The sequence below is a fragment of the Anaeromusa acidaminophila DSM 3853 genome (assembly GCF_000374545.1).
Taxonomy (GTDB): domain Bacteria; phylum Bacillota; class Negativicutes; order Anaeromusales; family Anaeromusaceae; genus Anaeromusa; species Anaeromusa acidaminophila.
The window spans coordinates 60,085-79,377 of the sequence record NZ_KB894591.1 but is presented as its reverse complement, the minus strand read 5'-3'; the positions used below and the strand labels follow the sequence as shown (position 1 = coordinate 79,377).

Sequence of the window (19,293 nt, the reverse complement as noted above, 5' to 3'; positions counted from 1 at the left end):
TGTTGCAACTTCCTTTTACTATATTACATTTTTGTTCAACCTGCTCTGACTAAGGCTATAGCGTGGAGCCTCTTAGCTTCGCCTTACACTAAGTACAATGATGAGCTGAAAGAGAATCGAATCATTATCATAGCGTTTTCTTTCATTGAAATGAGGTATTGAACTTAGAATTCGAAGCTTTAAGCTATCATTTCAAGGTTCAACTTATATAATAAACGTTCATTTACGCAAAAGCCAATTCATTTTCACATAAAAACAGATTTATTCAATTATAATACGTAAAAATGCACTCCATCCGACTACGCGCATCCTGCTTTTAAATTCTAATTCGTTTTTTGTCATCAATATTTGAAATGAATTTCCAGAAAGCATACTCTTTTGCGTTGAACCTTGTTTCGTAATTTGGAAACGGTCCTTAACAAACTGGACGTACTTTTATAGTTTGTGGCATAATAAGAGTAAGTTTTTCCCAAAGGAGATGCTTGGATGGATAAAAATAAAGCAACTTCCGGCGCTGCGGGTTCTTGTTTCTTGTCGGAGGCGGCCTTTCTTCCGCTGCGTGAAGGAGAAACCTATGAGCCAATATTAAAGGCGCAGCAAAAGCCCAAAGAAGCGACGCTTTACGCGGTACTCTTAGGCTTGCTTTTCGGCGCCGTTTTTACAGTGGCTTGCACCTATATGCCTCTAAAAGTGGGTCAAGGGGTTTCGGCGGATACGCCTATTGCCGCCATGGCGATTGCTCTGGCGGCAGTATTGAAGAGAAACGATGCGTTGGGAGAAAATACATTGATGGAATGCATCGGCTCTACCGGATCTATGGACAATTCCGGCCTGGTTTTCGTGCTCCCGGCTTTGTTTATTCTGCAGCTGCAGGCCACCTTTGCGGAAATGGTCTGGACTACGCTCTTGGGCGGCCTTTTGGGTATTGCCTACGCCATTATTTTGCGCAATTATTTTGTGGTACATATGCACGGTCATTACCCGTTCCCCGGCTCTTTGGCGACGACAGAGGTTCTCTTGTCCGGGGCCCAAGGAGGCGGCAGTCTGCGCGTGCTTTTGTTTAGCAGCTTAGTAGGCGGTGCAGCTGATTTTGCTACGAACTCCTTTGGTTGGTGGAATGCAGCGTTTACTTCTCGCTTTTGTACGTTTGGCAGCTATTTGGCGGAAAAATATAAGCTTCTTTTTGCCATTAATGTAGAGGCCGCTGTTTTGGCCATAGGCTATATGACTGGCTGGCGTTATGCGGTTATTATCGCTGGCGGCTCCTTGTTTGGCTGGTGGGTTCTGCTCCCCTTTATGGCTTCTTTATCGGCAGACAATCAAGCTTGGCTTCTTGGAACTGGTGCGGAAAAAGTATTTCAAGATATGACGCCAGAAGCTATTTTTCGGCAATCTGTTCGCTTTATCGGTATTGGGACCTTGGCGATGGCAGGCATTCTGGGGGTTTTAAAGATGGCTCCTTTTATCGGCCTTGCCTTTAAGGAAGCGATCGTAGGCATATGGGAAGACAAAAAAAATACATCCTCCTATGTGAGGACGCAACAAGATGTTCCTATAGCTTGGGTAGTGGGATTAATTGCATTGATTGCCTTGGTGTTTGCTTTGCTCATTCACCTCAACTATGGAGCTAGCTGGCTGCAAGCGCTTCTTTTAACGGTGGTGCTGCTGGCAGGGTCTTTTCTTTTTTCCGTCGTAGGAACTACGTCCATTGCCTTTACTTCTTCAGAGCCTGTATCCGGTTTAACTTTATTGACTTTGATTATTGGCGCACAAGCTATGCTCAGCACGGGCTTAGTCGGCGAGGTCGGCATTTTAGCGGTGCTTCTTATGGCTACGGTCGTTTGCGGCTGTCTCTGGATGACGGGATGCTTTGTGGGGGATTTAAAAGTAGCCTTTTGGCTTGGAATTACACCGAAGACGCTGCAAATTTGGAAGGTTATCAGCACCCTGGTTTCCGCGTTCATTGCCGCCGGAGTTATGTTGCTTCTTGCTAAAAGCATGGGCTTCAGCGGTCCGGGGGCCTTGGCGGCTCCTCAAGCCAATGCGGTAGCCGCGGTCATCGGGCCGCTCATGTCCGGTCAGGAGGCTCCTTGGACGTTATATCTTGCGGGCGCTGTATTGGCTGTGTTGTTAGACCGGCTAAAGGTGCCGGCGTTGGCGTTTGGGTTAGGTTTATATATTCCGTTGGAGCTCAATATGCCGTTATTGGCTGGTGGCGGTATTGCCTATCTCATGGCGCATAGCAGCCGCGATGCGATTTTGAATCAATGGCGTCAGCGCCGGGGCATTCTCATTAGCTCCGGTTTTATTGCCGGCGGTTCGATCATGGGCGTATGCAGCGCCGGATTGCGAGTGATGGGTTATGACTTCAGCCAGCTTTCTTGGGGAAGCACGGAAACTCCGGAATTATATTCCTTGGTAATGTATGTTTGCTTGTGCGGTTTTTTTATTTGGTATAGTCGGCGCGGCAAGCCGACTGTCTAAGCCGTTTTAATGCCATTTCATGCGCACATAGAAGCGAGCGTTTTTCTCAAAGGGCTCTCCTGTACGCTGAAAGCCGAAAGAAGCGTAAAAAGCTTCTTTTTCTTGGCGCGAATCCAGTACGATAACTCGTCCCTCGGCAAGCAGTGATGCTTCCTTTAACACATACGTTAACAACTTACTTCCCCAGCCTTGCTGCTGCTGCGAGGGCAGTGTGGCAAACTTGCGTAATTGCAAAGCCGCATCGCTGCTAAATACAGACAGGCAGGAAACTAGCATTTTGCGATTCGGTGCTGTAGTAACGAAAAGACCAAAATGCAGCGCATTTTCATCGCCGGAAAGTTGTACAAAAGAAATATCCTTGTCCGGCCACATTGCTTCTTGGCGCAACGGCCAGGTTTCTTCTGCTCGAATCAATTCAATACAATATGACGGATTTTGTGCATTCATTTCGGACGACTCCTTTCTAAAAGAAAGTATGAAACGATACTTTATGGGATGTTTTTCGATGTTCACCTACAAAAGACAATGTACATAGGATTGCTTAATGGTATTATAAGGGGTTTCCCAAAAACGACGCTCACAGCGCATTTGTGGACGTCGTTTTTTCTTTCTCTTAATCTCTTCTACTCTATTCAAAATTCGAACCCTACAACCCTCTTTTTCTGGTAGAGACCGGATGCTACGCCATCCATGGCGCATCCGGCACTAGGCGCATCCAGCGCTGTCGCCGCGAATCCGGTTCTCTTGTTCGTTCTTTTCTCAATCTACTTGAATGGGAATTTTGCTGGTATAGCGATGCGACAGCTGATCATCTAGGTGAGCGTATTTAGCAGTCGTTGTGGGGCTGGCATGACGCAGTGTTTCTTGGACAATGCGCAAATCTTTTGTTTCCTGGTAGAGCAAGGTGCCGCAGGTATGGCGCAGTAAATGACAGCTTTTCCCTGGTTTCTTAAGATCGGCTTCTTGAAACCAATGATCAATCACATCACGGATGCCGCAGCGTGAAAGACGTCCGCCGCTATGATGACGGCTGACGGAAACAAAAAGCGGCGTGCCTTGCGCGTCGCCTAGTACAGGGCGGCGCTGTTTGGCATAGGCGTCCAGCGCGGCAAGAACATCCTCGCGCAGATAGACATAGCCGTCTCTTTTTTTGCCGTGTACCAGCATCATGCCGTTGTTCCAATCAACGTCTTCGACGTTGGCGCGATGGATTTCTACGGTGCGCAAGCCTTGTAAGGCCATAAGCACCAAAATAGCTTTAGCGCGCAACGCCTCCTCCCCTTCTTTGGGAATGAGCGATAATAAATGCTGCATATCGGCGGCGCTAAGAAAGGACTGCGGTTGCAGCCTGGCACGGCGGTCTTCGCCAGCGTACACCTCTGAAGCCGGATTTTCTTTGAGAATGCCTCGGGAAACGGCGGCTGCGTAAAAACGGCGCAGCGCTGTTAGCTTTAAGGCAATGGTGCTGACTTTATAGCGTTTTTTCTCCCAAAGGTATTGGCGGTATACTTTCAACTGGTGTACTGTAGCCTGTTCTGGCTGCAGACCTTCTTCGCGGCACCAAAGGAGAAACTGGCGGATATGAGAAAGATAGGTGGCCATGGTGTCGGCGGCGGCGCGGCCATGAGCTACGTCCAAGCGGAGAAATTCACCGAAGCGTTGCAGAAATTCTTCTTTGCTCCAACTATCTGGACTCAACAAAGAAGCTGGCGCCGCTGGCATGGTTACATACTGCCCATTCATACCTATCTCCTCCTCGTAACCTATTTAAAAGTTCTTTAACTCCTTATAATTATACTTATAAGGAGTTTGGCAGTCAAGAAAAGGCGGTTTATAATAAAACCGCCTTTTCGGATACTATAAAGCTATGGGGTCTACTTCTTAATGAAATCCGCACCTCGCTGGATAGCTGCTTCATTAATTTTGAAGAGATCCGGCTTATTAGCAAATTTCTTTTCAAACATCTTTTTGAAAGCGCCCAGCATAGATTCGGTTTTAACTGGTTCCGCCGCAGCGATGATGGCTCCCAGCATAACCATGTTGCCTACTTTTGGGTTGCCAAGCTCAGCAGCAATTTCATTAACAGGTACTTTGAAGACATTGATATCTTTGCGAGTAGCATCTTTGTCAATGAGGGAGCTGTTAATAATCAAAGTGCCGCCTTTTTGCAGCGCTCCTTCAAAACGAGTCAGAGACGGCAGATTCATGGCCACAACCATGGATGGTTCGCTGACCATAGGAGCGCCAATGGGATCTTCGGATACGATAACCGAACAATAGGCAGTGCCGCCGCGCATTTCCGGCCCGTACGAAGGAATCCAGGTTACTTCTTTGCCTTCGAGCATGCCAGCGTACGTCAGCAACTGCCCCATGAGCATGATGCCTTGACCGCCGAAGCCAGACATAATAATTTCATGTGTTTGCGACATTATTTGGCCACCTCCTCAGGTGTTTTGAAAACCCCAAGGGGATAGTACGGCATCATATTGGTTTCCATCCATTTTACAGCGTCGATGGCGCTTAATCCCCAGTTGGTTGGACACGTGGACAAAACTTCTACCATGGAGAAGCCTTTGCCTTCCAATTGCGTCTTGAAGGCTTTTTTAATGGCGGCTTTCGCTTTCGCCATGTTCGCTGGGTTATTGACAGCTACGCGTTCAATATAAACCGCGCCGTCTAAAGTAGCCAGCATTTCCGATACACGAATCGGGATGCCCGCCATCTCCGCTTTACGACCATACGGCGAGGTTTGCGTCACCTGTCCTACCAAGCTAGTAGGCGCCATTTGACCGCCGGTCATGCCGTAAATTGCGTTATTAACGAAAATCGTGGTGATTTTTTCACCGCGAGCCGCTGCGTGAACAATTTCCGCTGCGCCGATGGCGGCAAGATCGCCGTCGCCTTGATAAGTGAATACCGGAGCTTCCGGATGAACCCGCTTGATGCCGGTGGCTACAGCCGGAGCGCGGCCATGGGCGGCTTCAAACATATCAATATTAAAATAATCATAAGCCAAAACAGAACAGCCTACAGGCGCGACGCCGATAGCGCTGTCTTGAACGCCTAATTCGTCAATAACCTCGGCGACAAGGCGGTGAATGATGCCATGATGACATCCTGGGCAGTAATGTGTAGGCATATCTACAAGTGAGGCTGGACGGCCAAAAACTTTTTCTGCCATGAGATCATTTACCTCCTTTGCCGCTCATAATAGCAACAATTTTTTCGTAAATTTCATTAGGGCTAGGCATTACGCCTCCCATGCGCCCATAGAAATGAACAGGCTTGTCTTTGCCTACAGCCAGCTTCACGTCTTCGACCATTTGGCCGGCGCTGAGCTCTACTGTCAAGAAAGCGGAAGCCTTTTGCGCTAAAGCTTCAAGCGGCGCGGTTGGGAAAGGCCACAAAGTAATCGGACGAAGCATACCGACTTTCAATCCTTCTTTATGCGCTTTTTCCATCGCCGTACGGGCAATACGAGAGCTAATGCCATAGGCTACAATAACCAATTCGGCATCATCTGTGTAAAGTTCCTCATAGCGAACTTCAGCAGCAGATATTTTAGCAAATTTTTCCTGTAAATGTAGGTTGTGTTGCTCCATTGCATCCGGCTGCAAATATAGCGAGTTAATGATGTTCGGTTTTTTACGTCCTTTTAAGCCCGAAGCAGCCCAAGGCTTGGCCGGAGGAGTAAGAGTGCTTGCTTTAAATTCAGCAGGCTCCATCATTTGTCCTAACGCGCCGTCGCCCAAAAGCATAACCGGTGTACGATATTGATCAGCCAAATCAAAGGAAAGAATGGTGTAGTCTACCATTTCCTGCACCGAGTTTGGCGCTAAAACGATCAGACGATAGTCGCCGTGTCCACCGCCTTTAGTAGCTTGAAAGTAGTCGGACTGCGCCGGCTGAATGCTGCCCAATCCCGGGCCGCCGCGAGCAATATTGACAATAACACAGGGCAGTTCAGCCCCTGCAATATAAGAAATTCCTTCTTGTTTCAAGCTAATTCCAGGGCTTGATGACGAAGTCATGGTGCGAGCACCGGTACCGGCTGCGCCATAGACCATATTAATTGCGGCAATTTCACTTTCCGCCTGTAAAAATACCCCGTCGATTTTTGGCATGCGTTTGGCCATATATTCGGTAAGCTCGGTTTGAGGGGTAATGGGATAGCCAAAATAATGACGGCACCCGGCAACAATAGCGGCTTCACCAATCGCCTCATTGCCTTTCATGAGAATTTTTTCAGCCACAGTACTTCCTCCCCTTTATTTATAGACTTCAATAGCAACGTCTGGGCAAGTTTTACCGCACAGCGCACAGCCAATGCACTGCGATTCGTCCGTACAGAAAGCAGGACGATAGCCTTTGCTGTTAAAATGATCTGCAAATGTCAGAATTTTTTTCGGGCAAGCGACGGTGCATAAGCCGCAACCTTTGCATCGCTCTTCGTTGATGACCGGTTTTGCCATGAAAATAACCCCTTTCCTCTCTTTGCCTGTAATGTTGTAAACCACTAACTCGGTATATTCACTTTATTCGGAACTAACATAAAAATTCCTGCTTTTGTACATAAAAATACCCGCAAAACTTGCGGGTATTTTGTATACTGGTCACTAACATTTATAGTTTCAAAAAAATGAGTAAGCCTATATTAGCCGACAATAACTTCCAATTGATCGCCGTTTTTGCACAAGGCGGCATTTCCCTCATCAGTATCGACATGCATTTCCAATGCATAGTCTTTATTAACGCGGATCAACACATTTTCAAAAACCAAACCACGTTCGCCGCCACAGCGGACTTTAACGAGATCTTTATCTTTAACGCCGAACTCAGCGGCTTCAGCAGGGTTCATATGAATATGACGGCCAGCTACGATAACGCCTTCTGTCAACTCAACTTCTCCTTTTGGACCTACCAGTTTGGCGCCAGGAGTGCCGGCCAAATCGCCGGAATCACGGACGGGAATATTTTTCAAACCGAGTTTCATGGCATCGCTCATGGAAACTTCTACTTGGCTCTTGCTGCGGATTGGTCCCAAAATACGTACATTTTTAAATGCCGATTTTTCGGTAACTACATCAATGGTCTCATTGGAAGCAAACTGTCCAGGCTGTGCCAAATCTTTTTTATTGGTCAGCTCATAGCCAGCTCCATAGAGAATGTCCAGATGCTCCTGAGTTACATGGACATGGCGGGCAGAAATACCTACAGTTACTTTCTTGTTGGACATGAACAACACTCTCCCTGTTTTGTTTTAGCGTCATTTTTTAAGGAACCATGCTATAACCGCATAGGTTTCCTTAAATATAAAAATAAACCGAAATTGTCAATACGACAGCTTCGGTTTATTATATCATGAAATGTTACTCAATGATTTCTGAAAAATAAACAACTGTTACAGTGTCATCCGGAGAAATGCTCCGTTCGTAGACTCCTTCTAGGAAACGGGTCAGCTCTTCGACGCTGGCAATATCAGGATTTTCTCCTTGCAGGTCTTCGCGAGTTAATTGGCCGATAGGTTTAACCAACACACGGTCAATAACGGCTGCATATATTTTTTTGCGCTGATGAAACCGCTTGCCCACTGTTACCCAGCAAATATCACCCTCTTGATATTTGCTGCGCTTATCACCGAAACGAATGGTACAGGATTTGCGACGGCAGACTAACTGTACATGGTAATTAGATGAATAAAAATTCAATGCTTTCATTGACAAGTCCTCCTTTGCCAATTAAGATATCGCTGAAAATCAGCCTTTTTTCAACCATTGCACGGTACGATCAACTGCTTTTTGTAAACTTGCTTCTTCTTCTACCAAGGCGATGCGCACATACCCTTCTCCCTGCGGTCCAAAAGCGCTTCCAGGAACTACGGCCACCCCGGCTTCACGCAGCCAGGATAATGTAAATTCCATGGAGGTTTTTCCTGTCGGCACCGGCGCCCATACGAACATGGTGCCTTTCGGCTTGGGAATTTGCCAACCGCCAGCGGCTAAGCCGTCAATCAAAATATCCCGGCGACGTTGGTAGCTGGCTGCCGTGTCCAGTACGGCTTGCTGCGGTCCGCGCAGCGCGGCGATAGCGGCTTCCTGAACAGGAAGAAAAATACCATAGTCAAAGTTTGATTTCAAACGTCCTAAATAGGAAATAACTTCAGCATTGCCCAAAGCAAAGCCTACACGGCAGCCGGCCATATTGTATGTTTTGGAAAGAGAGTGGAATTCAATGCCCACTTCCGTAGCTCCTGGCGTTGCCAGGAAGCTTGGCGGACGATAACCGTCAAAGACCAACTCGCTATAAGCAAAATCATGACAAACAACAATTTCATTTTTCTGGGCAAAATCTACTACTTTGCCAAAAAAGTCTTCATTTGCCACCGCTGCTAAAGGATTATTAGGATAGTTAAGAATCATCAATTTGGCACGTTTGCAAATGTCTGCCGGAATGGCTTCCAGATCAGGCAAAAACTCATTTTCTTTGCGCAAGGGCATATGATATAATTCGGCGCCGGCCACTAAAGGTCCTGCGCTGAAAATTGGATATCCAGGATCAGGAACCAGTACTACATCGCCAGGATTAAGCAGACACAGCGCGATATGAGCCAGACCGTCCTGAGATCCCATCAGCGTATGTACTTCTGTTTCCGGGCAAAGCGTAACGCCAAACTTATCTTGATACCACTGCGCCATAGCTTCCAGTAATTCGCTTTTACCGCGTGACAAGGCGTAACGATATTGGTGTCCTTCTCTTGCAGCGTTGCATAAAGCATCAACAATATGCGGCGCCGGAGCTAAATCGGGACTGCCAATACTCAAGGTAATGATGTCGCGGCCCTTGGCTTCTTCCGCACGGCGTAAAGCGTCAATTTCCGAAAAAACAGCGGATGAAAGTCCGTTCAATCGTTCAGAACAAGCTGGATGAAACAAATGAATTCCTCCTCGGTTCCTTAGTCGCGAGCAGTAAGACGCTGGCTACGTACACCAACTTCATGACGCAGTCGCTCAATATCAATCGTTGTGAACTCGCCGTTGTCCAGCAACACTTTGCCATCAACCAAGACCGAGTGCACATCAAGAGCATTAGCGGCATAGGCCAAAAGAGAAATGCGATCATACCGAGGCTGCCAATGCAAGCCTGTCATATTCCAAAGAGTCAGGTCGGCTTTTTTTCCGGGGACGATTTGACCAATTTGCTGTTCCAAGCCCAAGGCGACTGCGCCTGCGCTAGTTGCCATTTGCAGGGCTTCGCTGGCGGAAACAGCCAAAGGATCGCCGGTATTCGCTTTGTGCAGTGTGGCTGCTAATCGAACTTCTTCGAGCATATCCAAATTATTATTACTGGCGGCTCCGTCGGTGCCAAGAGACACGCACAAACCGGCTTTTAACATAGCCGGCACTGGTGCAATGCCGCTGGCAAGCTTCAGGTTACTGCCCGGGTTATGGGCTACACGAACCATACGTCGCGCCATCAGCTCGATATCTTCCGGCGAAAGGTGTACGCAGTGAGCCGCTAAAGTGCCGCATTCCAAAAGACCCAGGCGCTCCATCAAGGCCATGGGCGTAGCGCCATGGTCTCTTTTACAGTCTTCTACTTCGCCTATTGTTTCCGCCAGATGAATGTGAATATTGGCGTTTAGGCAATGGGCCATGGAGACAACGCGTTCTAAATAGGCAGGCGGACAGGTATAGGGCGCATGCGGTCCGAGCATGACGGTAATTCGGCCGTCAGCAGCGCCGTGAAATTCTCGGAAGAAGGAAGCGCTTTCAGTCAAGGCAGTTTCCGCATTCGGCGCTACGCCGGCCATGCCGCGGGCCAAACTGGCGCGAATACCGCTTTCGGCGACAGCGCGAGCCGCATCAGGCATAAAAAAGTACATGTCTGCAAAGGTGGTTGTGCCGGTGCGCAGCATTTCCGCAATCGCCAGCTGCGTCCCCCAGTAGACGTCATCCGCTTCTAAACGGGCTTCTGCGGGCCAAATTTTTTCCTGCAGCCAGTCCATAAGCTGCATATCATCCGCATAGCTGCGAAATAAGCTCATCGCCGCATGAGTATGCGTATTGATAAAGCCAGGCATAGCCAGAAGATCTTTTCCTTCAATAATACGATCCGCTGACCATGCTTCAGGCACAATGCCTACATAAGCAAATTTACCTTCTGCAATGGCAATATCCCCGGTAGCTACTGCTCCGTCCGGGCCCCAATATTCGATATTGCGAATCAAAATGCGTTCAGTCATTTGGTGTGTCCCCTCTCCGCTTGCGATAATGCGAGACGTAAAATTCGTGCATAATGGTTACATCTTCGTCGTTTAACGCCTTGGCTCCTCCTAAAAGATTGGCGTAAAGATAAATTTGTGCCGCTTTTTCCACTAATTCTGCTGCTGTCATGGCTTCCGCCAAAGTAGTGCCGCAGCATACGGCTCCATGATTAGCCAAAAGTACGGCTTGCTTAGAGCCAAGAGTGGCGGCAGCGTGCGCGGCCAACTCTTGAGTTCCCGGCAAAGCATAAGGCGCTAAAGGAATTTCGCCGCCCGCTAATTGCACGATGTCTTCGATCACCGGAGGAATGGGCTTATGGGCTACGGCGCAGGCGCTGGCGTGAACGCTGTGCGTATGAACAATAGCCATAATATCCCGCCGTGCTTGATAGATCGCTAAATGAAGCGGCGTCTCCGAAGAAGCGCTGCGTCCAGATGCCTGATAAACTGTCTTTCCACTTAAATCGACGATGACAATATCTTCGCTTTTTAAGGACTCATAATCTCGGCCGGAAGGCGTAATCGCCACTTGATCTTTAGCAACACGCAGGCTGAGATTGCCCCAGGTGCCTGCAACCAAGCCTTTACCTAAAAGCGTTTGACCGGCTAATACAAGCTGTTGGCAAGAAGCTTCAAACATCGTAGAGCCTCCTCTGTTTTAAGCCTGTTTCAAGTAGGCTTCCTGTTCCGCAGAAAGAGCGTCAATGCCAAAGCCCATAGCTTTGAGCTTATAGCTGGCAATTTCCTTGTTCAAATCGTCGGAAACAGTATGAACGGTATTGTCCATTTCTTGATGATGATTGAGAATATGCAAAACTGCCATAGCCTGCACGGCAAAAGACAAATCCATAATTTCCGCTGGGTGGCCGTCACCGGAGGCCAAGTTTACTAGACGGCCTTCTGCCAACAGATAAATACGGCGGCCGTCAGCCATCAAATATTCTTCAATATTGTGGCGAGCGGTTCTCTTTTGTACGGCTAAAGTATCCAGGTCGCCTTTGTTAATTTCTACATCAAAATGGCCGGCATTAGACAAAATGGCGCCGGTTTTCATAACTTCAATGTGCTCCTTGCGAATCACATCCTTGCAGCCGGTAACGGTTACAAAAATATCTCCTTGTTTGGCTGCTTCTTCCATAGGCATAACTTGGAATCCGTCAAATACGGCTTCAATCGCTTTAATAGGGTCAATTTCCGTAACGATGACATTAGCGCCCAGACCTTTGGCGCGCATGGAAACGCCTTTGCCGCACCAGCCATAACCGGCGACAACAACGGTCTTGCCAGTCACTGTAAGGTTGGTGGTACGCATGATGCCGTCCCAAGTGGATTGACCGGTTCCGTAACGATTATCAAAAAGATATTTGCAATAAGCATCGTTAGCGGCAACCATCGGGAATTTCAGTCTTCCCTCTTCCGCCAATGCGCGGAGACGATGTACTCCGGTCGTGGTCTCTTCGGCGCCGCCGAGGATATTAGCGGCTAAATCGCTGCGCTCGCCGTGCAGCAAAGAAACCAGGTCGCCGCCGTCGTCAACGATAATATCCGGTTTTGTGTCTAGCGCGCGGTGTAGGAAAGTTTCGTATTCTGCATCGGTGCAGCCGTGCCAAGCAAAGACAGATACGCCTTGCTCGCTCAGAGCCGCTGCCACGTCATCTTGCGTAGAAAGAGGATTGCTGCCAGTAATGGCGACTTCGGCGCCAGCATTTTTAAGAACCAAAGCCAAGTAAGCGGTTTTCGCTTCCAAGTGCATGGTGATAACAATTCGTTTGCCTTTGAGCGGCTGTTCTTTACTCAAATCTTTATCCAAAAGGCTGAGTACAGGCATGAAGTTTTTTACCCAATTGATTTTATCATGGCCTCCGGGAGCTAATTTGCTGTCGCGAATCATAGAAGTTGTCATCATGTCATTCTCCTTTTTTATCTGTACTTATTATTGCGCAGACTGCGCCGCTTGTTGGCGCATGGCGGCAATGGCTTTGTCATAGGGCGCTCGCAGAACGCCGTACTCGGTGATAATGGCAGATACATATTCATGCGGCGTTACGTCAAAAGCCGGGTTGAAGACTGCAATGCCCTGAGGAGCGGTCGCTTTCCCTGAAAAATGCGTAACTTCGCTTTCATGACGTTCTTCAATGGGAATACCCTCTCCGGTAGCCAGAGAAACATCAAATGTCGAAAACGGCGCGGCTACGTAAAAAGGCAAACCATGTTCTTTCGCCAAAACCGCCACACTATAGGTACCGATTTTGTTGGCCACATCGCCATTGGCGGCAATGCGATCAGCTCCGACAATAACCGCCTTAACACGACCTAATTTCATAACATAACCGGCCATATTATCCGTAATCAGCGTAACAGGGATGGAATCCTTGGAAAGCTCCCAGGCCGTTAGACGGGCGCCTTGCAGAAGCGGTCTGGTCTCGTCAGCATATACGCCGCAGATGCCTCCTTTACGGTAGGCTTCGCGAATCACGCCTAAGGCGGTACCCTGTTCGACAGTAGCCAGCGAACCGGCGTTGCAGTGCGTCAGCACGGGTATGGGATTGAACGCATCGAATAAAGCAGCCCCAAACTGAGACATGCGCTGGTTAATCAAAACATCTTCACGGGCAATAGCATTTGCTTCTTCTTCCAGTGCCGCAATAATGACGGCAGTTGGCTGCTGCTCATGGGCATGCGCTACTTTCAACATTCGCTTAATGGCCCAGGCTAAATTAACAGCCGTAGGTCTTGTGGCGTTAAGATCTTTGGCAATGCGCTGCAATTGCGTGGAAAAGTCAGCAGCATTTTCAATACTTTTAGCGCCAAGCACTAGCCCGTAGGCAGCGGCGGCTCCAATGGCCGGGGCGCCTCGCACTTCCAATTTACATATTGCGTCAGCTACTGCCTGATAATCTTCACAACAACGCTGGCATTCTTCTAGCGGCAGCGCTGTTTGATCCAAGAGCAAAAGGCAGCCGTCTTTCCATTCCATGGTTTTCATGAAAACCGCTCCCCTTTTACTCAAATTTTGTCATGTCAAAACCGCCGTACTCTTGCAGCGCGTGACGACAGGAACAGTCTTCATCCGCCTTAATGCGAGTCAATGTTTTTTCTAAAAGCAAACGCAGTTTCGCGCTGTTTTGTTTCATGATCTCGACAACTTCGCCATGCGTAAGATTTTGCGGCGAAAGGCCTGCTCCGTAATTAGTTATCATAGAGACGGTAGCATAGCACATTTCGGCTTCTCTGGCCAACACTGCTTCCGGAATATTGGTCATGCCGACAACGTCGCCGCCGAAGGAAGCAAAAAGCCTTACTTCCGCAGGAGTTTCAAAGCGAGGCCCTTCGGCGCAAACGTAGCAGCCCTGAGAATGAAGGGTTATACCGGTTTCCTTGGCGCTTTCGGCCAAAATAGCGCGTAGCGAAGGACAATAGGGCTGGGTAACGTCTACATGTACTACACCGCGGGGTCCCCCGTCAAAAAAGGTATTGACGCGAGCTTTCGTAAAATCAAGAAATTGATCTACTGCAACAAAATCGCCAGGCTTGTACTCCATGCGCAGCGAGCCGACAGCTGTAGTAGCCAAAATAGCCACAACACCCAGCTTTTTCAAAGCGTAAATATTGGCCCGATAGTTGATTAAATGGGGCGGTATCGAATGCCCGGCGCCATGGCGCGACAGAAAAACGACTTCCTGTCCTTCTAAGCGGCCGACTTGATACGGAACCGAGCCAAAGGGCGTCGACATGGTATCTTCCCAAAGAGAGCTCAACATCCGAGGATCATACACTCCTGTGCCGCCGATAACGGCCAAACGATGTGGTGTAGTCATGAATACGCCTCCCTAATTTACTGGTTTCCTGTCACTAGGAGAACCAGATCATTGATTGTTTGCAGCACATGATCCGGCTTGGATGCCGCAAGATTTTCCCAAGGTACCAACGTCCATGAAACTGCGGCGGTTTTCAGGCCGGCAGCATGACCGCTGGCAATATCGGCGGGGCTGTCTCCTACCATCAAACAGGACGAAGCCGGCAGACCTAAATGGGACAAGCCTTTTTCCACTGGCTCCGGATGCGGCTTATGCTGCTGAGTTGATTCCATGCCGACAACATGCCGGATATAACCGTCTAAATGGAACAGACGCAGACCGCGCCAGGCTGTTTTTTCTGTTTTAGAAGTAACAACGCCCATAGCAACGCCTGCGTTATCGAGAGTTTGCAACACTTGCTCAACTCCCTCAAAGGAAGTGGCCAAGCGGTCATGGTGCTCCAGATTAAAAGCGCGGTAAATTTCAATCAAGCGGTCTGCATCTCCCGGTTCGCCCAGAACCTCCATGGCTGTGCGCAAAGGTTCTCCAAAATAACGTGAAATGGCTTCTTCCGGCAACATTCGTCCATAAGCAGTTTGAAAGGTGTGTTGAAAAGACGCAATAATTAAAGGGGATGTATTAATGAGTGTGCCGTCGAGATCAAATAAAATGCCTGCAAATTTCACAAAGCTCCTCCTACTTGCAAAACGGTTGTTTCCTATCATTTTGTAAAATAATTCACGTTTTGTTATTCTTTATCCTGCCGGACTTTTTTGCTTATTCTTCCTTGACCCAGGACTGTACCAGCGGCAAAAGGCTGTGATCCGTCATATCCAGGCAGATGGGAGTAATCGAAACGCAGCCTTTGGATACGGCAGCGATATCGCTGTCCTCATCATTGCTGACGTTCAGCACTTCGCCTCCCATCCAATAGTAAATGCGACCTCGGGGATCAAGACGGCGTTCAAAGGTATTCGTATATTGACGTACACCTAGCTTGGTAACAGCAACGCCTTTTATCTCCGCTTCCGACAGTGCCGGAATGTTGAGATTTAGCAGCATTCCAGGTTGCAGTTGGTGCGGCAGGATCATGGTTTCCAGGATGCGTCTGGTAATTTTGGCGGCGCTTTTGAAGTCGCCGTGGTTCCAAGAATTAAGAGAGACCGCTAATGATGGAATACCGTGTAGAGCTCCTTCCATCGCGGCGCTGACCGTACCGGAATATAGTACATCTGTGCCTAAGTTAGGACCATGGTTAATGCCTGAAATAACCAAGTCCGGCGTTTCGCTAAGGAGCGCTTCCAAGGCAATTTTTACACAGTCTGTAGGCGTACCACCGATTCGCCAGGCTTTAATGCCATCTTCTTTTACAACATGGCGGTCTACGCGAATGGGGTGAGTTACGGTAATGGCTTGGCTTGTGGCGCTTCGCTCGCGGTCCGGAGCAGCAACAATTACATCCGCCCAAGTAGAAAGCTCTTGCCATAAAGCACGGATGCCAGAGGCGTCAATTCCGTCGTCATTTGTCAGTAATATACGCATTCAACGGCGCCTCCTATCAAAAGCCCTGTTTCTTGGTGTAAGCTACCGCAGAGTGAAGTGATTCCCAAACTTTCACTTGCGTCAAAAAAATGTCCCCCTGACGCAGTAAGGGCAGTTGTTCTAGTTTTTCATAAACATAGCGAGCTAAATTTTCCGCTGTAGGATTTAATTGGCTGAAAGCCTCTAACTCATTTAAATAATGATGATCTAGTTCATTAAGAACTCCTTTGGCAGCGTCCTTGAGATCATGAAAATCAACCAGCATACCGAGTTCATTTAAGGTTTCGCCGCAGACGCTAACCTCCACACGCCAGTTATGTCCGTGCAGACGGCGGCATTTTCCGGGATACTCGCGAATACAATGCGCCGCTTCAAAATCAAGGCTTATCGTTAAGTCGTACATACTATGTTCCTTTCTGCTTCAACGAATTGTGTTATTGAAATGGAGAAAAAGAGGTGAGTTAGACTCACCTCTTTTTGAATTATTTTACTGCTTGTTTACTGAATACCGGTTCGTTGGCGAATTCATCATTGGCTTTCATCAGCATGTCCTGATAGCTAAGTGCACGGGTATGCTGCGTATGACTCCAAACGCGTTCATGGCGATGCAAAAAGCCCAGGAAGGTGATGGGAATCCAACTGTAAACAAAGACCGGGTACATCAGCAGATACAACCAGCACTTCCAGTTTGCTCGAATCTTAGCCAAAATGATGACTGGAAAAATATATTGGCCAAAAGCGAGAATAGTCCAAACTTCAAGAGGTAAAACCCGCTCTAAAATATTCGTATAAAAGGGGTAAACAGCACCAGCATAACTGGCAATGACAAAAAACGTAGACATCAGCAAAAAGTGCGGCTGAACCAAGTGCAATACCCCGTCCAAGAGACGGATGTCACGACGGCGGATGCCTTCTTTGATCATTGCGGGAATATAACGACCGGCAATGTCAAAATGTCCCTGCGCCCAACGCTTGCGTTGATTCCAAGCCTGTTTGAACGTAAGTGGTTTTTCATCGTAAACAATAGCGTCATGAGCCCAAGTCGTACGAATTCCTTTCAAGAGGACCTTCATGGTAAATTCCATGTCTTCTGTCAAACAGGTAGCGCCCCAGCCAAAGCGGCGCAGCACACTGGTGGAAATACACATGCCGGTACCGCCCAAAACACTGGACAAGCCGATATTATATTTAGCTAAATGCCAAATATGATCGATTAGCCAGAAAGCAATAGCAAAAGTTCCGGAAATCCAAGTGTCTGTAGGATTTTTAGCATCCATATAGCCTTGGATAACGGTCTCCCCTTTTTGCAAACGATTATTCATTTCCAAAAGGAAATTAGGATGCACTAGATTATCAGCGTCAAAAACAACAATCGCGTCGTATTGGCGTTTCATTTTGAAAAGGCGGGCAAACATCCATTCCATCGCAAAGCCTTTGCCACGTTTTTCCGTATCAAATCGTTCATGGACGATCGCCCCGGACTCACGAGCTACTCGAGCAGTAGAGTCAGTACAATTGTCAGCTACAATGAAAATGTCGTAAAGTTCTTTAGGATAGCGCAAAACATGCAGATTTTCTACCAATTGTCCAATAACCGATTCTTCGTTATGAGCGGAAACGACAATGGCAAAGGTATGTTTTGGCTGGAAATTTTTCTTTTCTCGTTTTTTCCAAAATCCAAAACAAGCGAGAACAAAATAGTACACGCTGAAAAAAGCAATCATTGCTTGAATGGGGATCATGATAATATCCATTATATAGTTCATGGGAGACGCTCCTTTTCGCACACCAACATCTTATTAAAGAAGGTGTCCGTCTATTGCTTTGCTGCTGTTATACGTTGGCGTCCAAAAAGTCCATAGACAAAATTCAGCACGCCAAAAAATGCATAAGAAAAGAAAATAACAAAAACAATGGCCTCTAGGGAATGCCAGAGAATATAACCGGCCATGACAGCAGTCAATATAACGGGAATGGCGTGAATCTGCTCATTTCCCTTCCCTTTGAAGTCAGGGTAATGAACCGAACTGACCATTAAATAAGCGAAAATAGCAATTAAAATGGGAAACGTCCAGCCGCTGGGCTTGTAACCAAGAGCCACAAAAGTGCCTACTAGGCAGCCGCCCGCCGGAATGGGCAAACCCATGAAATACCCTTTGACCGTTGTTGTGTTTACGTTGAAACGCGCCAAGCGCAAAGCGCCGCATAAGGCAAAGAAGATCGCTACGGAAAAACCAATCCAGCCAAATTCCTTTAGCGCAAATTGATAGGCCAGCAATGCCGGCGCAACGCCGAAAGATACTAGATCGCAGAGGGAATCAAGTTCTTTGCCGAACTCGCTGCTAACGCCAAGCGCCCGCGCTACTCTGCCATCTAAACCATCCGCAATCATAGCGGCGACGATGAAAAAACCAGCCGGTACGAAATCTCCTTGCATGGTAAAGCCGAGAGAAATCATGCCCAGAACGAGATTGAGGGCTGTAACGGCATTGGGAATCCAATACTTCACTCGTGTAACCTCCCTATGATGGTCTTGCCGCCATAAACGCGGTCTCCCTTTTTGACCAATACTTCTACGTCAGCAGGCATGATAATTTCCGTACAGGAGCCAAATTTAATCATGCCAAAGCATTCACCGGAATGCAATTGGCTGCCGAGAGTGACCCAGGAGACGATGCGTCGCGCAATAAGACCGGCCACTTGCGTGACCAATACCTGCAAGCGCCCGTTATCCAAACCGATGGCATGGCGTTCATTTTCACAACCTGCCGAAGCTTTATAAGCTGGTTTGAAACGGCCGCATACATACTGCTGATACTTAATTTCCCCGCCAATGGGGCTGCGATTGACATGTACGTCAAAGACGGAAAGGAAAATCGTAACTTTTGTGCCTTGGGTATGAAGAAATTCTTCATCAGTCACTTCGCAAACACTCATCACTTTGCCGTCGGCTGGGGAAAGTACCAAATTATCCCCAGTTGGAATAACACGATTCGGGTTGCGAAAGAAAAAAGTTACAAACAAAGTCAGTACGCCTGGCAAAATGCTCCATACCGGTTCGGCAAAGAAGGCAACCATAACGGTAAGGAGAAATAAAAAGGCAATATAACGGTACCCCTCTTTTACAATGAGGCCTGTTGTCATTATACTTCGTTTCACCTCCTGCCCTCGTCGGGGCAAAAAGAAAAGGGCTTTCTTTAAAGTGGC

General features: G+C 47.9%; 21 protein-coding genes. 1 reads left to right on the top strand and 20 read right to left on the bottom strand.

Features of this window, described 5'->3' with window-relative positions; translation table 11 throughout:
• Positions 1 to 486 precede the first annotated feature (486 nt).
• Entirely contained in the window at positions 487 to 2,484 is a 1,998-nt protein-coding gene (locus C508_RS0108890; protein ID WP_018703205.1) for an OPT family oligopeptide transporter, read from the top strand.
• Between the two features lie 6 nt (positions 2,485 to 2,490).
• Here the strand turns inward: C508_RS0108890 and C508_RS0108885 are convergent, their stop codons facing one another.
• The 20 genes from C508_RS0108885 to C508_RS0108790 form a co-directional block, all read right to left on the bottom strand.
• On the bottom strand, positions 2,491 to 2,931 hold the full coding sequence (locus C508_RS0108885; RefSeq protein WP_018703204.1) for a GNAT family N-acetyltransferase: 441 nt from the start codon (positions 2,929 to 2,931) through the stop codon (positions 2,491 to 2,493).
• Positions 2,932 to 3,243: 312 nt separating this feature from the next.
• Positions 3,244 to 4,227 carry a tyrosine-type recombinase/integrase gene (locus tag C508_RS0108880; RefSeq protein WP_018703203.1) on the bottom strand — a complete coding sequence of 328 codons (984 nt, stop codon included), beginning with the start codon at positions 4,225 to 4,227 and terminating at the stop codon, positions 3,244 to 3,246.
• Between the two features lie 131 nt (positions 4,228 to 4,358).
• Entirely contained in the window at positions 4,359 to 4,913 is a 555-nt protein-coding gene (locus tag C508_RS0108875) for a 2-oxoacid:ferredoxin oxidoreductase subunit gamma family protein (RefSeq protein WP_018703202.1), read from the bottom strand.
• Positions 4,913 to 5,665 carry a thiamine pyrophosphate-dependent enzyme gene (locus C508_RS0108870; protein ID WP_018703201.1) on the bottom strand — a complete coding sequence of 251 codons (753 nt, stop codon included), beginning with the start codon at positions 5,663 to 5,665 and terminating at the stop codon, positions 4,913 to 4,915. Before C508_RS0108870 ends, C508_RS0108875 begins: the two co-directional genes overlap by 1 nt.
• 4 nt (positions 5,666 to 5,669) lie before the next feature.
• Positions 5,670 to 6,737, bottom strand: a complete 1,068-nt coding sequence (locus C508_RS0108865; protein ID WP_018703200.1) for a 3-methyl-2-oxobutanoate dehydrogenase subunit VorB — start codon at positions 6,735 to 6,737, stop codon at positions 5,670 to 5,672.
• Between the two features lie 15 nt (positions 6,738 to 6,752).
• Positions 6,753 to 6,956 (bottom strand): 4Fe-4S dicluster domain-containing protein, encoded by a 204-nt coding sequence (locus C508_RS0108860; RefSeq protein ID WP_018703199.1) that lies wholly within the window; start codon positions 6,954 to 6,956, stop codon positions 6,753 to 6,755.
• 182 nt (positions 6,957 to 7,138) lie between these two features.
• Positions 7,139 to 7,720, bottom strand: coding sequence for a phosphate propanoyltransferase (pduL, locus tag C508_RS0108855; RefSeq protein ID WP_018703198.1), 582 nt, complete (start codon positions 7,718 to 7,720; stop codon positions 7,139 to 7,141).
• Between the two features lie 133 nt (positions 7,721 to 7,853).
• On the bottom strand, positions 7,854 to 8,201 hold the full coding sequence (locus C508_RS0108850; protein WP_018703197.1) for an ASCH domain-containing protein: 348 nt from the start codon (positions 8,199 to 8,201) through the stop codon (positions 7,854 to 7,856).
• A gap of 39 nt (positions 8,202 to 8,240) precedes the next feature.
• Positions 8,241 to 9,416, bottom strand: coding sequence for an aminotransferase class I/II-fold pyridoxal phosphate-dependent enzyme (locus C508_RS0108845; RefSeq protein ID WP_018703196.1), 1,176 nt, complete (start codon positions 9,414 to 9,416; stop codon positions 8,241 to 8,243).
• Positions 9,417 to 9,436: 20 nt separating this feature from the next.
• Complete coding sequence (locus C508_RS0108840) at positions 9,437 to 10,726, bottom strand: amidohydrolase (RefSeq protein ID WP_018703195.1); 1,290 nt, start codon at positions 10,724 to 10,726, stop codon at positions 9,437 to 9,439.
• Complete coding sequence (locus C508_RS0108835) at positions 10,719 to 11,387, bottom strand: class II aldolase/adducin family protein (RefSeq protein ID WP_018703194.1); 669 nt, start codon at positions 11,385 to 11,387, stop codon at positions 10,719 to 10,721. Before C508_RS0108835 ends, C508_RS0108840 begins: the two co-directional genes overlap by 8 nt.
• A gap of 18 nt (positions 11,388 to 11,405) precedes the next feature.
• The gene (locus tag C508_RS0108830) at positions 11,406 to 12,650 is read right to left on the bottom strand and encodes an adenosylhomocysteinase (protein ID WP_018703193.1); all 1,245 of its coding nucleotides are present in this window, start codon (positions 12,648 to 12,650) and stop codon (positions 11,406 to 11,408) included.
• 30 nt (positions 12,651 to 12,680) lie between these two features.
• A complete protein-coding gene (mtnA, locus tag C508_RS0108825) occupies positions 12,681 to 13,733 on the bottom strand; it encodes an S-methyl-5-thioribose-1-phosphate isomerase (protein ID WP_018703192.1) in 1,053 nt (350 codons plus the stop codon).
• Between the two features lie 16 nt (positions 13,734 to 13,749).
• Entirely contained in the window at positions 13,750 to 14,565 is an 816-nt protein-coding gene (mtnP, locus tag C508_RS0108820; RefSeq protein ID WP_018703191.1) for an S-methyl-5'-thioadenosine phosphorylase, read from the bottom strand.
• A gap of 17 nt (positions 14,566 to 14,582) precedes the next feature.
• Positions 14,583 to 15,230: a pyrophosphatase PpaX gene (gene ppaX / locus C508_RS0108815; protein WP_018703190.1), complete on the bottom strand. Its 648-nt coding sequence runs from the start codon at positions 15,228 to 15,230 to the stop codon at positions 14,583 to 14,585.
• Positions 15,231 to 15,321: 91 nt separating this feature from the next.
• Positions 15,322 to 16,086, bottom strand: a complete 765-nt coding sequence (gene surE / locus C508_RS0108810) for a 5'/3'-nucleotidase SurE (RefSeq protein WP_018703189.1) — start codon at positions 16,084 to 16,086, stop codon at positions 15,322 to 15,324.
• 16 nt (positions 16,087 to 16,102) lie between these two features.
• A complete protein-coding gene (gene queD / locus C508_RS0108805; RefSeq protein ID WP_018703188.1) occupies positions 16,103 to 16,489 on the bottom strand; it encodes a 6-carboxytetrahydropterin synthase QueD in 387 nt (128 codons plus the stop codon).
• A 79-nt stretch (positions 16,490 to 16,568) separates the two neighbouring features.
• Positions 16,569 to 17,852: a glycosyltransferase family 2 protein gene (locus C508_RS0108800; protein WP_018703187.1), complete on the bottom strand. Its 1,284-nt coding sequence runs from the start codon at positions 17,850 to 17,852 to the stop codon at positions 16,569 to 16,571.
• A gap of 50 nt (positions 17,853 to 17,902) precedes the next feature.
• Entirely contained in the window at positions 17,903 to 18,595 is a 693-nt protein-coding gene (pssA, locus tag C508_RS0108795; protein ID WP_018703186.1) for a CDP-diacylglycerol--serine O-phosphatidyltransferase, read from the bottom strand.
• Complete coding sequence (locus C508_RS0108790; RefSeq protein ID WP_018703185.1) at positions 18,592 to 19,230, bottom strand: phosphatidylserine decarboxylase family protein; 639 nt, start codon at positions 19,228 to 19,230, stop codon at positions 18,592 to 18,594. Before C508_RS0108790 ends, pssA begins: the two co-directional genes overlap by 4 nt.
• Between the last annotated feature and the right edge of the window lie 63 nt (positions 19,231 to 19,293).

Excerpts from the sequence above, each read along its gene's own strand:
- C508_RS0108875 (WP_018703202.1), bottom strand. The coding sequence starts at position 4,913 with ATGTCGCAAACACATGAAATTATTATGTCTGGCTTCGGCGGTCAAGGC.
- pduL (WP_018703198.1), bottom strand. The coding sequence starts at position 7,720 with ATGTCCAACAAGAAAGTAACTGTAGGTATTTCTGCCCGCCATGTCCAT.
- mtnP (WP_018703191.1), bottom strand. The coding sequence starts at position 14,565 with ATGACTACACCACATCGTTTGGCCGTTATCGGCGGCACAGGAGTGTAT.
- C508_RS0108880 (WP_018703203.1), bottom strand. The coding sequence starts at position 4,227 with ATGAATGGGCAGTATGTAACCATGCCAGCGGCGCCAGCTTCTTTGTTG.
- C508_RS0108870 (WP_018703201.1), bottom strand. The coding sequence starts at position 5,665 with ATGGCAGAAAAAGTTTTTGGCCGTCCAGCCTCACTTGTAGATATGCCT.
- C508_RS0108800 (WP_018703187.1), bottom strand. The coding sequence starts at position 17,852 with ATGAACTATATAATGGATATTATCATGATCCCCATTCAAGCAATGATT.
- C508_RS0108850 (WP_018703197.1), bottom strand. The coding sequence starts at position 8,201 with ATGAAAGCATTGAATTTTTATTCATCTAATTACCATGTACAGTTAGTC.
- C508_RS0108830 (WP_018703193.1), bottom strand. The coding sequence starts at position 12,650 with ATGACAACTTCTATGATTCGCGACAGCAAATTAGCTCCCGGAGGCCAT.
- queD (WP_018703188.1), bottom strand. The coding sequence starts at position 16,489 with ATGTACGACTTAACGATAAGCCTTGATTTTGAAGCGGCGCATTGTATT.
- C508_RS0108790 (WP_018703185.1), bottom strand. The coding sequence starts at position 19,230 with ATGACAACAGGCCTCATTGTAAAAGAGGGGTACCGTTATATTGCCTTT.
- C508_RS0108885 (WP_018703204.1), bottom strand. The coding sequence starts at position 2,931 with ATGAATGCACAAAATCCGTCATATTGTATTGAATTGATTCGAGCAGAA.
- C508_RS0108860 (WP_018703199.1), bottom strand. The coding sequence starts at position 6,956 with ATGGCAAAACCGGTCATCAACGAAGAGCGATGCAAAGGTTGCGGCTTA.
- surE (WP_018703189.1), bottom strand. The coding sequence starts at position 16,086 with ATGCGTATATTACTGACAAATGACGACGGAATTGACGCCTCTGGCATC.
- mtnA (WP_018703192.1), bottom strand. The coding sequence starts at position 13,733 with ATGAAAACCATGGAATGGAAAGACGGCTGCCTTTTGCTCTTGGATCAA.
- C508_RS0108890 (WP_018703205.1), top strand. The coding sequence starts at position 487 with ATGGATAAAAATAAAGCAACTTCCGGCGCTGCGGGTTCTTGTTTCTTG.
- C508_RS0108840 (WP_018703195.1), bottom strand. The coding sequence starts at position 10,726 with ATGACTGAACGCATTTTGATTCGCAATATCGAATATTGGGGCCCGGAC.
- C508_RS0108835 (WP_018703194.1), bottom strand. The coding sequence starts at position 11,387 with ATGTTTGAAGCTTCTTGCCAACAGCTTGTATTAGCCGGTCAAACGCTT.